At 38.8% G+C, this 13,263-nt stretch carries 15 protein-coding genes; 9 read left to right on the top strand and 6 right to left on the bottom strand.

Annotation, left to right across the window (positions count from 1 at the left end; all coding sequences use genetic code 11):
* The first annotated feature begins 100 nt into the window (after positions 1-100).
* Positions 101-787, top strand: coding sequence for an SDR family oxidoreductase (locus tag K2F26_RS09765; RefSeq protein WP_220611302.1), 687 nt, complete (start codon positions 101-103; stop codon positions 785-787).
* Between the two features lie 87 nt (positions 788-874).
* On the opposite strand, the gene K2F26_RS09760 is transcribed toward K2F26_RS09765, so the two are convergent.
* From K2F26_RS09760 to K2F26_RS09745, 4 genes are all read right to left on the bottom strand, one after another.
* The gene (locus K2F26_RS09760) at positions 875-1,312 is read right to left on the bottom strand and encodes a secondary thiamine-phosphate synthase enzyme YjbQ (protein ID WP_220611842.1); all 438 of its coding nucleotides are present in this window, start codon (positions 1,310-1,312) and stop codon (positions 875-877) included.
* A 117-nt stretch (positions 1,313-1,429) separates the two neighbouring features.
* Positions 1,430-2,596, bottom strand: coding sequence for a pyridoxal phosphate-dependent aminotransferase (locus tag K2F26_RS09755; protein WP_220611301.1), 1,167 nt, complete (start codon positions 2,594-2,596; stop codon positions 1,430-1,432).
* Between the two features lie 130 nt (positions 2,597-2,726).
* A complete protein-coding gene (locus K2F26_RS09750; protein WP_220611300.1) occupies positions 2,727-4,376 on the bottom strand; it encodes a Ppx/GppA phosphatase family protein in 1,650 nt (549 codons plus the stop codon).
* A gap of 19 nt (positions 4,377-4,395) precedes the next feature.
* Complete coding sequence (locus K2F26_RS09745) at positions 4,396-5,013, bottom strand: zinc ribbon domain-containing protein (RefSeq protein ID WP_220611299.1); 618 nt, start codon at positions 5,011-5,013, stop codon at positions 4,396-4,398.
* Positions 5,014-5,656: 643 nt separating this feature from the next.
* Here K2F26_RS09745 and K2F26_RS09740 point away from each other — a divergent pair.
* The 8 genes from K2F26_RS09740 (at position 5,657) to proB (ending at position 12,529) form a co-directional block, all read left to right on the top strand.
* The gene (locus K2F26_RS09740) at positions 5,657-6,538 is read left to right on the top strand and encodes a 4-hydroxybenzoate solanesyltransferase (protein ID WP_220611298.1); all 882 of its coding nucleotides are present in this window, start codon (positions 5,657-5,659) and stop codon (positions 6,536-6,538) included.
* A 209-nt stretch (positions 6,539-6,747) separates the two neighbouring features.
* Positions 6,748-7,326 (top strand): hypothetical protein, encoded by a 579-nt coding sequence (locus tag K2F26_RS09735; RefSeq protein ID WP_220611297.1) that lies wholly within the window; start codon positions 6,748-6,750, stop codon positions 7,324-7,326.
* A 216-nt stretch (positions 7,327-7,542) separates the two neighbouring features.
* A complete protein-coding gene (locus tag K2F26_RS09730) occupies positions 7,543-7,743 on the top strand; it encodes a hypothetical protein (protein WP_194056541.1) in 201 nt (66 codons plus the stop codon).
* Between the two features lie 234 nt (positions 7,744-7,977).
* Positions 7,978-9,210 (top strand): GNAT family N-acetyltransferase, encoded by a 1,233-nt coding sequence (locus tag K2F26_RS09725; protein ID WP_220611296.1) that lies wholly within the window; start codon positions 7,978-7,980, stop codon positions 9,208-9,210.
* Between the two features lies 1 nt (position 9,211).
* On the top strand, positions 9,212-9,688 hold the full coding sequence (gene ruvX, locus K2F26_RS09720) for a Holliday junction resolvase RuvX (RefSeq protein WP_220611295.1): 477 nt from the start codon (positions 9,212-9,214) through the stop codon (positions 9,686-9,688).
* A gap of 131 nt (positions 9,689-9,819) precedes the next feature.
* The gene (locus K2F26_RS09715) at positions 9,820-10,392 is read left to right on the top strand and encodes a DUF3727 domain-containing protein (protein ID WP_220611294.1); all 573 of its coding nucleotides are present in this window, start codon (positions 9,820-9,822) and stop codon (positions 10,390-10,392) included.
* Positions 10,393-10,634: 242 nt separating this feature from the next.
* Positions 10,635-11,177 carry a YqeG family HAD IIIA-type phosphatase gene (locus tag K2F26_RS09710; protein WP_220611293.1) on the top strand — a complete coding sequence of 181 codons (543 nt, stop codon included), beginning with the start codon at positions 10,635-10,637 and terminating at the stop codon, positions 11,175-11,177.
* Positions 11,178-11,419: 242 nt separating this feature from the next.
* Positions 11,420-12,529, top strand: a complete 1,110-nt coding sequence (proB, locus tag K2F26_RS09705; protein ID WP_220611292.1) for a glutamate 5-kinase — start codon at positions 11,420-11,422, stop codon at positions 12,527-12,529.
* 172 nt (positions 12,530-12,701) lie between these two features.
* On the opposite strand, the gene K2F26_RS09700 is transcribed toward proB, so the two are convergent.
* Positions 12,702-12,935 (bottom strand): hypothetical protein, encoded by a 234-nt coding sequence (locus tag K2F26_RS09700; RefSeq protein WP_137668561.1) that lies wholly within the window; start codon positions 12,933-12,935, stop codon positions 12,702-12,704.
* Positions 12,919-13,194 carry a BrnT family toxin gene (locus tag K2F26_RS09695; protein WP_220611291.1) on the bottom strand — a complete coding sequence of 92 codons (276 nt, stop codon included), beginning with the start codon at positions 13,192-13,194 and terminating at the stop codon, positions 12,919-12,921. The genes K2F26_RS09700 and K2F26_RS09695 overlap by 17 nt, the downstream gene beginning before the upstream one ends.
* Between the last annotated feature and the right edge of the window lie 69 nt (positions 13,195-13,263).

The raw sequence follows: 13,263 nt of genomic DNA, 5'->3' as shown, positions 1-13,263 counted from the left end.
TCTTGGCTGATACAATCTTATAGCAGGAATTTCCCAAATTGAGCAAACCAGGATATATTAATTATTTGTGTAACCAAAACATCTATCTGAGAAAATAACTATGTCAACTACATCTTACATTTTTGTCGCTGGAGCTAGTCGTGGTGTTGGTCAAGAAATCGCTAAATATTTGACAGGACACAACATAAAGGTAAAAGCACTCTTGAGAACAGAAGTAGCCGCTAAGGAATTAGAAGCTATTGGTGTTCATCCAGTATTAGGAGATGCTTTAAAAGTGGATGATGTAGAAAAAGCAATTTTGGGAAATGAACCTATCCAAGCTGTAATTAGTACCCTTGGTGGTTTACCTACAGATGGTGTCAAACCAGATTTTATTGGTAATAAAAATTTAATTGATGCCGCAGTCAAAGCTAAAGTACAAAAGTTTATTTTAGTCACATCTATTGGTTGTGGTGATAGTGTAGGTGCGCTTCCTCCTCAAGCTTTAGAAGCACTCAAACCAGTATTAATTGAAAAGGAAAAAGCAGAACAACACCTGATAAACAGCGGACTCAACTATACAATTATTCGCCCCGGTGGTTTAAAATCAGAACCAGCTACAGGCAATGGTATTTTAACCGCAGATCCCCGAATTGTTGGTAGTATTCACCGTGCCGATGTTGCCGAGTTAGTTTGTCGTTGTTTAAATTCTACTAATGCTAATAATCAAATTTTATCTGCATTAGATAAAAATATGATTTATCCAGGTTTACCAGAATTTGTAGAGTTTGATTTAGGTAATGGATAATTGGTAATTGGTAATTGGTAATTGGGAAAAATAAAATTGATTACCCAGTCACCAGTCACCAGTCACCAGTCACCAGTCACCAGTCACCTATTCCCCATAAATTTGTAAAAATACTGTTCTTTTTCGCGCCCCATCTAATTCAAAAAATAACACAGATTGCCATATTCCTAATCCTAATTTACCATCAACAATAGGAATTACTTCACTGGTGGTTAACATCATTGACATTAAGTGAGAATGGGCGTTTATGGGTTCATCTTTGGGAACATCTCTTAAATGTAAGTCGTTATGTAAATATTTATCAGTTTCTGGGGCTAATTTTTGTAAAAAAACCTTGACATCTTCTAAAAGTCTCACTTCATTTTCGTTGATAGCTAAGGCGGTTGTGGTGTGCCGAGAAAATACTAATACTTGACCATTTTTGATGTTTGTTGAATCAATAAATTCTTGAATTTGTGGGGTTATATTATGAATATTTATTCCTGGTTGGGTGGTAATTTCTAGTGTTTTGTTAATAATTGGCATGGCTTGAGTTTGTAACTTGAGTTTGTAACTTGAGTTTGTAACTTGAGTTTGTAAGTTTATATGTGAAAACGCAGATGAACACAGATGATCTGGATGTGCATCTTCATCCATCTGTGGTTATGATAAAATAATTTGTAATCCTTTTACTAATCTTTCTATTCCTGCTTTTGCTGTTTCTTGTTTTAATGCACCATAAGCAACGCGCAAATAACAACCGTCTTCTATCCCGAAGGTTGTACCCGGTATGACTGCTACTTTATGTTCTTGAATTAATCTTTTTACTAATTCTAAGGCATCTATTTGAGTATGTACTTTTAAGAAAAAGTAGAAAGCCCCATTTGCAGGTGTGATGGTACATAAACCTTGTAATTCATTAAGTGCATTAATTACTATTTCCCGTGTTTGGGCAATTGTTTGAATATGATCTTTTAAATAATCTTCTTTTGCTTGTAATGCCCCTAATGCTGCATACTGGGAAACGACGGGAGGACAAATTAAAATTGTATCTTGGACTTTTTTGACTGCATTTAATAGATGTTGGGGAATTACCATATAGCCAATACGCCAACTTGCAAAACCATAAGCTTTGGAAAGGCTATAAAGGGAAATTGTATATTCATTACTTCCCGCAAATGCACCAGGGGAAATATGTTTTATTCCCTCATAGGTAAAATATTCATAGGCTTCATCACTAATATGATAAATACCCCGTTCCCGACAAATTTGATTAACTTGTTTTAATGCTGCTTCTGAATATACTACACCTGTGGGATTATTAGGGGAAATTGTGACAATGGCGCGGGTTTTGGGTGTAATTGCTTTGGCTATATTTTCAGGAATTAATTGATAATTTTCGTCTGTTGCCACTAAAATTGGATGACAACCCGCCATTGTAATTGCCATTTCATGATTGAAATAATAAGGTGTATTTAAGATAATTTCGTCACCTGGGGAAGTAATGGCTAAAATGGCGTTCATAAAGCCCATATTACTACCGGCTGTGACAACAATACAATTTTGATTGTTAATTTCAATGCCGTTAAATGTTGATAATTTGGTTGTTAATGCTGTAATTAATTCGGGTATTCCTGTAACGGCTTTGTAGAGATGATTTGTGGCATCGTTGAGGAATTTTGGTAAGAGTTCTATTGCTTCTGGTGGTGGACTATAGTAAACTACACCCTGTCCTAAAGAAATTGTACCGGGAGAATTTTTGATTAATTCACCAACTACGGGAATAATTGGTGATTGTACCGCATTCATGCGAGAGAATTGATCATTCATAATTAATAATCTGAGTTGCTAGTTAGAAATAGGAGTCAGGAGGCATAAGTCAGGAGGCATAAGGCATAAGGTAAATATTTCTCCCCATTTCCTCATCTCCCCCTGTTCCTTATTCCGTGTTCCCTAAAAACTAAGGAAACTTAACATTAGTATTGACTAAATTAGCTATTAGTTTTACACTAAATTCTTGTTCAAAAACTCCTTTTTTGTAATCTAAATTCCACAATTCTAAAGCACAATTATCACCTAAGTCAGAGGGAAATATTAACATTTTCAGTTGATTTGCATGAGGCAAATATTCACACTGTACATGAGATACTGCGCCGATTTGTCTTCTATCTAAAGCCACTGCTAATCTTAAAATTGCACTCAGTTGACATATCATTTGTTTATGTTCTTTATGCAATAAATTCCGGTAATTTTCGTGCTTTTTCTTGGGTGGTGATTTGCGGTGATAACGGGCTAAATTAGCAATGATTTCGATATCGGTTTCGTTATAACCAAGTAATTCACCATTTCTAATTAGGTAGTATGAATGTTTGTGGTGTGCAGAATGGCTGATGTAGTGACCACAATTGTGTAAAATTGCAGCAGCCCAAAGTAATTGTCTTTCGTCTTTACCCCAAGGATGTAGTTTTCCCTGAGTTTGATCAAATAAACTTAATGCAAATTTAGCAACGCGATCGCTATGTTCTAGGTTAACTTGGTATTTTTTGGCAATTTTCAGAACATTGCGTTCTCGAACTGAACCTTGATAGCGCAGTTTATCTGCTATTAAACCATGTGTCAGCATCCAATCTACTATCACACCTTCCCGCAGGGAACGTTCACACAGTGTCACTGAGTCTACACCCAACAGCGTCATGGCTTCCTGTAATATTACTGCCCCAGAAAGTATTACTTCTGACCGTCTTTCTGGCATTCCTGAAATGGCTGCCCGTTCTACGCTATTCATGCGTCGCAAGCGCGTTACCCAAGTCCGCAAGTCCTCAAAGCTAAATTGATAACCGTTGAGGGTAGAAGGTATTACACCCATCTTTTCCCTAGCATTAATCATGGCTATAGTTTCAATTGTGCCGGATGTTCCTACTAACTTGGGAATTTCACCAGGTTGGAGTTTAGAAAGTACGTCTTCTACAGAACGTTCTAACATTCCCCGTGCGTATGCTTGCAAATATTGAAACTCAGTATCATTGATGGGATCAGTGGTGATAAACTCCCCAGTGAGTCGCACTGCACCAACTTTTGTACTGGTGAGACTGTGGGGTTCTTCCGAGTCGCCTAAAATGATTTCTGTAGAACCACCACCAATATCAATAATTATATGTGGTTGGTGATTAAATTCCATGCCAGAAAGCACACCTAAATAAATGCGTCGCGCTTCTTCCTGACCAGAAATTAAGTCTACACTTAAACCTAATTCGGTTTCTACTTGGTGTAGAAATTCTCTACCATTAGGTGCTTCACGGACGGCGCTAGTAGCAACGGCAATAATGCTTTCTGCTTCGAGACTTTTGGCTAGTGCTTGGAAACGTCCTAAACAAGCGATCGCTTTTTTGATCACTTCTGGTTTTAATTCTCCCGTTTCTAAATTGCGATCGCCTAATCTCACTGTTTCTTTTTCTTTGGCAATCATTGTAAAAGCTGGTAGTGTCGGTTCAATCCTGACTATTACCATGTGCAAAGAATTAGTGCCGATATCAATGGCCGCAATCATCCGGTTTTGCTTCACTGGTGGAGTTGCCATATTCTCCCAGTTCGCAGAAACTACATTCACCATTTAAGTTTCTCTGATTCATTTACGCTGAACATTTCTGAGCATTGATTGACAAAGCTCGAACTGTAACGATAGCAATACCATCATTACTGACAGTAAAGGAGGAATCCCTCAAAGCACGCAACATAATATTACGTGCGCCGTTAGCATCTCTTGGTGTTTGCGCTCCACAATTCGGGCATTGATGCACCTTAGAGCCGCCTAATTTAGAGTGCTGATGTCCACATACACCACAAGTTTTAGATGTATGGGCTTCACTAACATCAAGTATTACGCAACCACGCTTTAATGCTTGATGTTTAATAATTAACTTGAATCTATAGTGCGCCCAGGTCAACATACTTCTCACTGTTTTAGATTTAATTTTTCTCCTAGTTTTGGCTACCATTTGGGATGTCTCAAATCTAGGTAAAAAGATTAATCTGTAATTACTGGTGAGATAGTTAGCTGATTTTTTCTGGACTTCATCAATCAAGTTTTGGATTCGTTCTCGCATCCGATTTGCCGCTTTTCTCATCCCACGGCGACGTTGAGCATTTACCTGAGTACAATGACTTATCAAATTATCTAAGTGATGACATAAACGAGTAATTCTCCCCATGTCACCACCACCAATCTCCTGTGTATGATGGAATATCATATCTTGGCTGTCCTGATGGTGTCCTAATTGCTTGTATTTGTTTACTCTTTTCCCATCGTCTTCAAGTATGGAGACTGACACCAAAATGTTCTGCCGTTTCTTTTGGTGATGTGTATTTAGGCATCCGTTTTACTTAATTGATTCCTAAGTATTATATCATTCATTATTCAGATATGTTCTATGTTGCTTAAGTATTTTTCTTTCAGGATGTAACTCTTAACAATGGAGGTTCAAAGCTGGTGTGCCGATTTAATCTGCACTAAATACTTGTTACTGACAACACGGCAGGAGTCAGGAGTCAGAAGTAAAACTCTGTTTCTGTCTAGGTTTCAAATTAGATTCTGTACCTGATTGATCTGCTATCTACTGTATTGTAAATATATAGAGTTTTCAGGTTAATTGTTTGGTGAAATTACACACAATTAAAGTAATGAATTTGTATCCCAAGCTGTAACCTTAGTAAATGTGTCAGGATCATCAAAAAATAAATCGCACAGACGCAAAGTAAAGAGAATAAAGTCAAGAGAATTAAATCATGTTTTGACATCAATGCTGTGTTTTTCCCAAATTTGGATGCTCCCTGTCTTTATAGTTATCAAATAACGATATTCTATAGATGTGAAAATATGTAAATTGAAAGAATATGCTAACAACACCAGAAAGCAACCAAGAACCATTATGGCTAGTCATTATTCGGCTGTTACGGTGGCATAAACCAGAAGGTAGGTTAATTTTGATGATTCCTGCATTATGGGCTGTGTTTTTGGCAGCTGCTGGTAAACCACCTTTACCCCTGGTAGGAGTAATTATATTAGGTACTTTGGCCACCAGCGCCGCAGGTTGTGTAGTCAATGATTTATGGGATCGAGACATAGATCCGCAAGTCGAGAGAACACGCGATCGCCCTTTGGCTTCCCGCGCCCTATCCATCAAAGTGGGTATAGCTGTAGGGATAGTTGCCCTGGCTTGTGCCGCAGTTCTCGCTTTCTATCTTAACCCTTTAAGCTTCTGGTTGTCTGTAGCAACAGTACCCGTAATTTTACTTTATCCTGGTGCAAAACGAGTATTTCCTGTACCTCAGTTAGTGCTTTCTATCGCTTGGGGTTTTGCAGTTTTGATTAGTTGGAGTGCAGTTACACAAAACATTTCTGCACCTACTTGGTTACTTTGGGGTGCAACTGTGCTTTGGACATTGGGATTTGATACCATTTATGCCATGAGCGATCGCCAAGATGATCAGCGCATTGGTGTTAATTCCAGCGCCCTCTTTTTTGGTAAATATGCTCCTACTGCTATTGGTATTTTCTTCGCTGGTACGATCATTCTCTTAGCTGGAGAGGGTTTCTTGGTTAACCTGAATGGATTTTTCTGGATCAGCTTAATCATTGCATCTGGTGGTTGGGTTTGGCAATTTATCCGTTTAAGAAACCCCGAACTACCTAACCCTGCTTATGGAGAAATGTTCCGTCAAAATGTCTGGATTGGATTTTTGATTTTAGTAGGAATAATGGTTGGTTCATTTTAAAAAGGGATAGGGAATAGGAAGAATTTAGTTTTTACCTATTACCCAGTCCCCAGTCCCCATTACCCATTTTAAATAGGAGTCCTAAATGACTAATAACTCCTGACTTCTGACTGCTGACAATTAATATTTCTGGTGATAGATTAAAAATTATCATGACGGTTGTTTGATGAGTTGGGATATTAATCTACCAGCTAAATTCACTCAACTAAATGCAGCAATCTTTATTAGTCAAAATCGCTACAATAGGTTTATTATCTGTGGGTAGTTATAGTGTAATTGCGGGAAGTTTTCTCTTCACAAAAACTGTCAACAATACGGCAACAGCACAGATAATTACTGATGTATCACGCTATTCAGAAATTCGCAATCACAAATGGTCTGATATTAACCAAATCAAACATTTCCCCATAGAGATTGCTCCTAGTGATCAGTTCATATCCCTAGCTTACTCTCCAGGCTGGAAGCAAGGAAGTAATTTTTTTCAAATCCGTTTAAAACGACCTCCTGAACAAATTCAAAAATCACTTTCCCACTACAGTAAAATTGCAGGGCATAAATATTGGGGGGGTGATACAAACGACCATATCAGACAATATCAAGGTGTACCCACAACATTTTTTTATACTGGTAAATCTGATAATTTAGCCTTTCCCAGTACATATCAAATCTTGGTATTCAAGGCACAAGACCAAGGTAAACCAGGGTTTAAATGGAATCATGGTCATAGTTATGGAGTCGCTATTGATAGTTCAGCCTCAGAAATTATCTATTGGGTAGAGAAATGGTAATAGGTGATACAATTTTGGATTTTGGATTTTGGATTGTATTTCATGAACTCTAATCTAAAATCTAAAATCTAAAATCTTGTCCCAGTCCCCAGTCCCCAATACCTAACTATTACAGTTCGTTGCAAATCAATAAGCTAAGTAAAACAAATATGATATTTTGATCATGTGATCAAGTCATACAACCGCACAACATTGATAAAGGAGAACACAGTGGCAATGGAATCAAATGTATTAACGGGCGCAGTTGTAGAAAACCAAGATATCAGTGAATATGTGGCACATCTACAGTTGCACATGACACTCCAAGCTCGCAACTTGGTTCCATCACTAAAACACACACAAGAAGATAGTCGCCAGCAGCTACTTCATCAAACTCAAGCTTACTTTGAAAAGCTGGCCTCTAGACAAGGTTTATAAAACCTGAGCATTATAGAGAATTTTCAGAAAAACTTATACAATAGAAGCAGATATGATTGTGTCTACGCCAACGGTGTAATCACAATTTCTGCTTTTTATTCTTTTTTCGGTATTTAGTTAATAAAATCACTCTTTTGGAACAATAACTTCAGAGTGAAAAGCCGTTAAGATTATTATTGCAGCAGTACCTGACCCATCGCAATTAGTAAAGGCTAAATGGCGGCTTGAATCAAAATGAATTCACTACTTCCTCGAAATCTCAGCCTCGTAATTCGTCCTGTTCAATATCGGGATCTAGACGGTATTGAACGTCTAACACAAGATTCCTTTACAGACCTTTCTCCCAAGGGCAGCTTTTTCACTATGCAATGGCTGCGTCACTGGTTTGGGTTACTCAAGTTTTTGAGTTGGTTTCCAAACCCGTTACAGTATCGCTTCTGCGGATTTGTAGCAGAGCAAGGACGGATGCTGCTGGGGATGATTCAAGTGTCACCATTTAACCGTACCCGCAGCACTTGGCGAATTGACAGGGTAATGTTAGACCGTACTGCTGACAAGCTGGGTGTAGGTTCACAACTGCTACGGCATTGCTTTGAGTCAATTTTAGAAGCTCGTACCTGGCTACTAGAAATTAATGTCAATGACGTTGATGCTCTAGCACTATATCGACAAAATGGATTTCAGCGGTTGGCAGAAATGACTTACTGGGAAATTAGCCCAGAGTTACTGCGAGAATTAGCACAAACAGAACCTGACTTACCCAACCTCTTACCCGTGAGTAATGCTGATGCACCATTGCTATATCAATTAGATACAGCATCTATGCCGCCTTTGGTACGTCAGGTTTTTGATCGCCATACCCATGATTTTAAAACCAGTTTATTTGGTGTTCTCTCAGATGCAGTGAAGCAATGGGTGACAAAAACAGAAGTTGTCAGCGGTTATGTGTTTGAACCCCAACGCAAAGCAGCCATTGGCTATTTTCAGGTACAACTTGACCGGAAAGGCGAAAATCCTCATGTAGCGAGTTTGACGGTTCACCCGGCTTATACTTGGTTGTATCCAGAATTATTGTCTCAATTAGCTCGCATTGCTCAAGATTTTCCCCAACAAGGTTTACAACTAGCTTCATCTGATTATCAGCCAGAACGAGAAGAATATTTAGAAAGAATTGGTGCTAAACGCATTGAACATACTTTGATTATGTCGCGTTCAGTTTGGCATAAAATCCGCGAATCCAAATTCGTTTCTTTGGAAGGGATTCAGTGGACAGAAGTGCTGCAAGGACTACAACCAGCACGTAAACCCATACCCGGCGGTATGTCATGGGTTCCTAAACCACAACCTGCCTCAGAGCGAACAGCAGCAAATAAGTCAGAAACTGTTGCTTTTGGTAGTCAACAATTTCATAATATGGATACATCTCGCCAATCTGAATCATCAGAGGCACACCAGGAGAACAATTAGAGTGATATTTGAGCAGCAATCAAAATCTTTTATATCCGCCTTGGGGCTGGATGTCGGTAGCAAACGCATCGGTTTAGCAGGATGCGATGGTACTGGTTTGATTGCCACAGGTATCACTACGATTGAGCGCCGATCCTTTCAAGATGATGTGGAGCAAATACAACAGATATTGAATGATCGCCAAGTACAAGTTCTGGTAGTTGGTTTACCTTATTCAATGGATGGCTCTTTGGGGTTTCAAGCTCGACAAGTCCAGAAATTTGCTAAGAGGTTGGCTAAAGCTGTGCAACTACCTGTGGAATATGTGGATGAGCGATTAACTTCTTTTCAAGCGGAACAAATGCTGATTGCAGAAAATCGCTCACCATCACGTCATAAGGGTTTGATTGACCGGAAAGCCGCAGCTTTAATTTTACAACAGTGGCTGGATGCTAGACGCAGTAACTCCAACAGATCGGCAGCATTTGTTGATGATTAATACCTTTGAACATGATATTCTGAAAAATATTACTCAACTGTATATTCAGCTTTTTGGTTGACATTGACTGTCATAAAACAGTTAAATGAATTTCATAGTTTTGAGTATTGATAAATTTAGATAATGTGAGTATGTATTCATCTGAATTTTCTGAAGAAAATGATCGTGCTGATGCTGCTGCTATCACTTTGACAGACGAAAACGGGCGATCGCTCGAATGTTATGTTGAGCATTCCCTGTCAGTAGATGGACAAGAATATGTTTTACTTCTACCTGTTGACTCACCCATAGAAATTTTTGCTTGGCAAGGTGATGGTGAAGAAGAAGAAGCAATTTTAGTAGAAGATGACGATTTAATTGATGAGATTTTTAGTACCGCTCAAGCAGTTCTCTCTGAGCAAAATCTGACTATTAAAAATACTGCTTATGCTTTGACTGTAGTGGGTGAATTACCACCAGTAGAAGAATCAGAAATCTTCACCTTAGAAATCGAAGATGAAGGAACAGATTTAGAACCGGAACAACTACAGCTACTGGCTAGTTTCTATCATCAAGATCAGGAGTATGCTGTTTATACGCCCCTTGATCCCCTGCTATTTTTTGCCCGCATCACCAAGTCAGGTAAGCCAGAATTACTATCTCCTGAAGAATTTCGTAAAGTTCAACCGCTTTTAGAAGAACATCTATTTGATCAGGTTGAATAATTGACAACTGAAATTTAATGTTTCCATTGCTAGTCTAATTTTGATTGGCAATGGAATTTTATTACAGGAGTCAGGAGTTCAGGAGGCAGAAGAAGCAGGGGACAGGGTGCAGGGGAGAAGAATTTCCCCCTTGCTCCCTGTTCCCTTATTACTGTCACCTGTCACCTGTTCCCTTATTACTGTCACCTGTCACCTGTTCCCTTATTACTGTCACCTGTCACCTCATGTATGAATTACGAATTATGAAGACTTGGAACAATATTTTACAACCAGATTTGATTTTAGAAGGTTCAGTTTTGCAACTCACGCCAGATATCATCCAACAATATGGACTCAAAGGGCTGGTTTTGGATGTTGATGATACTCTAGTACCCATTACTGCCAGCGCCGCTTCCCCGGAACTAGAACAATGGGTAGCAGAAATGCGTGATTATGTGGCTCTTTGGTTAGTGAGCAATAATCTCAGTGAATCCCGAATTGGTAGTATTGCCCGTTCTCTGAATATACCCTATTACCTGGGTGCGGCTAAACCCTCACGTCGTAAAATTAGAGCCGCATTACAAGGAATGAATTTACCTGTACATCAAGTAGGTATGGTAGGCGATCGCCTATTTACTGATGTCATAGCAGGTAATCGCTTAGGAATGTTTACGATTTTAGTTGAACCTATTGTTCACGCTGATACTGTTCTCCGTTCCCATCCCATTCGCAACTTTGAAGTTTGGGTATCAGAAATACTTGGCGCTTCTATTTCTCCCAAATACACAAAAATTAACAAAGATTGATAAATCAATAAAAAAGTAAATCTAAAGAAATACTAAAGAAATCCTTAATTTTCCAAAAAATCGGAGATTATAGGTATTAATAACATGGGGTCAAGCAAATAAAGACCCTAGCCGATTACAAATAACTTTAAATTCTTACAGCGTCAGCCTTCACGATAGAGGGATTGGCGCTGTACAATTTTTTATGTGTTGATAGTTGATAGTTGATAGTTGATAGTGGAAAAATAAATGACTAATGCCCCATGCCTAAAACAATTGTTGTTAAAATCGGTACTTCTAGCCTGACACAACCAGAAACAGGACAGTTAGCACTTTCCACCATTGCCACCTTAACGGAAACCCTGTGTAATTTAAGACAGCAGGGGCATAATGTGATTTTAGTGTCCTCTGGTGCGGTAGGTGTTGGTTGTGCGCGTCTGGGTTTAACAGAACGTCCCAAGGCGATCGCCCTCAAACAAGCAGTAGCAGCAGTTGGGCAAGGTCGCTTAATGCGTATTTATGACGATTTGTTTACTACATTACAACAACCAATAGCCCAAGTATTATTAACGAGAGCAGACTTAGTACAACGTAGCCGCTATCTTAACGTTTATAATACTTTTCAGGAATTGCTAGGACTGGGAGTAATTCCCATAGTCAATGAAAATGATACCGTAGCCATAGAAGAATTAAAATTTGGTGATAATGACACCCTTTCGGCCTTAGTAGCCAGCTTAGTTGAGGCAGATTGGTTATTTTTACTGACAGACGTTGATAGATTATATTCAGCAGATCCCCGGACAGTCCCCGAGGCTAAACCCATTTCTTTAATTAGTAATATGAAGGAATTGGCAGAATTACAGATAAAAACTGGGGGACAGGGTTCACAGTGGGGAACTGGGGGAATGGTAACAAAAATATCAGCAGCGAGAATTGCGATCGCTGCGGGAGTGCGAACCGTCATCACTCAAGGACGTTTTCCCCACAACATTGAAAAAATCATCAACGGGGAACTCATCGGAACACACTTTGCACCCCAACCAGAACCCACATCAGCGAGAAAACGCTGGATAGCTTACGGTTTAGTACCCGCAGGTAAATTATATTTAGATGATGGTGCAATTACAGCTATTTTGCAAGCAGGAAAATCTTTATTAGCAGCAGGAATTAAAACCGTAGAAGGAGAATTTGATCATCAAGAAGCAGTGCAGATATGTGATATTAACGGTAATGAAATTGCTAGGGGTTTAGTGAATTATAACAGCGAAGAATTACAAAAAATTCGTGGTTGTCATTCACGGGATATTGAAGGAATTTTAGGTTATGCAGGTGCAGAAACCGTCATTCATCGAGATAATTTGGTTTTAACTTAATAACAATATTAGCCCCCCTTTCCTCGTTCCCAGGTTCTACCTGGGAATGCAATTAAGAAGTCTCTGACTTCTGCTAATATTAAAAGAGAGTAGGAGAATCAAAAAACGTATTTCCTGTCAGAGACAGGGAACAAGAAAAGGCTGTCACTTGCCATAGCGTAAATGCTATAGCTTAAATATTCTCAACATTTTCTACTTGAGATTTAGCCAACCTAATTAATAATCTTAACGCCTCATTGACTGCTTCTGCTGTGGGGAAAGCTTGAGCAACATCAGGTGCTAATAAAACTAAATTAGTTCCTTGTTTATAACGTTCCACATATTTACCTCTGACACCTCCCTCTAGTTGAGTAAAGTCATATTCTGGACGCAGTTCATCATTTTCTGGTTTATTCTCCTGATTCATAAAACCTCCTTTCTCTGCGTGTTGCTTCTCTTGCACTAATAATTCTAATACTGTTTCCTTTATCTGTATGAGAAATTATCAGCAATTTTCCGCTACTGGATAAACCAATTGTAATATAACGACTTTCATTAATTGAGTGATCTGGATCAAGAAATGTTGTGGATAAAGGATCGCCAAAAACTGTAGTTGCTTCAGCAAAAGATACTCCATGTTTTTTTATATTAGCAGATGCTTTATTTGTATCCCATTCAAAATCCATACTCTTAACAAATATCAAATCTTAAATTTCTCGTTTCTCGTTCCCAGTTCCCAACTGGGAATGCAATCA

The organism is Sphaerospermopsis torques-reginae ITEP-024 (assembly GCF_019598945.1).
Taxonomy (GTDB): Bacteria; Cyanobacteriota; Cyanobacteriia; order Cyanobacteriales; family Nostocaceae; genus Sphaerospermopsis.
The sequence above is the reverse complement of the archived record's forward strand: the minus strand, read 5'-3'. Positions and strand labels throughout refer to the sequence as shown.

Coding starts and splice junctions, on each gene's coding strand:
- K2F26_RS09750 (WP_220611300.1), bottom strand. CDS start 4,376: ATGGTGAATGTAGTTTCTGCGAACTGGGAGAATATGGCAACTCCACCA.
- K2F26_RS09710 (WP_220611293.1), top strand. CDS start 10,635: ATGAAGACTTGGAACAATATTTTACAACCAGATTTGATTTTAGAAGGT.
- K2F26_RS09695 (WP_220611291.1), bottom strand. CDS start 13,194: ATGGATTTTGAATGGGATACAAATAAAGCATCTGCTAATATAAAAAAA.
- K2F26_RS09745 (WP_220611299.1), bottom strand. CDS start 5,013: ATGATATTCCATCATACACAGGAGATTGGTGGTGGTGACATGGGGAGA.
- K2F26_RS09715 (WP_220611294.1), top strand. CDS start 9,820: ATGTATTCATCTGAATTTTCTGAAGAAAATGATCGTGCTGATGCTGCT.
- K2F26_RS09765 (WP_220611302.1), top strand. CDS start 101: ATGTCAACTACATCTTACATTTTTGTCGCTGGAGCTAGTCGTGGTGTT.
- K2F26_RS09735 (WP_220611297.1), top strand. CDS start 6,748: ATGCAGCAATCTTTATTAGTCAAAATCGCTACAATAGGTTTATTATCT.
- K2F26_RS09755 (WP_220611301.1), bottom strand. CDS start 2,596: ATGAATGATCAATTCTCTCGCATGAATGCGGTACAATCACCAATTATT.
- K2F26_RS09740 (WP_220611298.1), top strand. CDS start 5,657: ATGCTAACAACACCAGAAAGCAACCAAGAACCATTATGGCTAGTCATT.
- K2F26_RS09700 (WP_137668561.1), bottom strand. CDS start 12,935: ATGAATCAGGAGAATAAACCAGAAAATGATGAACTGCGTCCAGAATAT.
- proB (WP_220611292.1), top strand. CDS start 11,420: ATGCCTAAAACAATTGTTGTTAAAATCGGTACTTCTAGCCTGACACAA.
- K2F26_RS09725 (WP_220611296.1), top strand. CDS start 7,978: ATGAATTCACTACTTCCTCGAAATCTCAGCCTCGTAATTCGTCCTGTT.
- K2F26_RS09760 (WP_220611842.1), bottom strand. CDS start 1,312: ATGCCAATTATTAACAAAACACTAGAAATTACCACCCAACCAGGAATA.
- K2F26_RS09730 (WP_194056541.1), top strand. CDS start 7,543: ATGGAATCAAATGTATTAACGGGCGCAGTTGTAGAAAACCAAGATATC.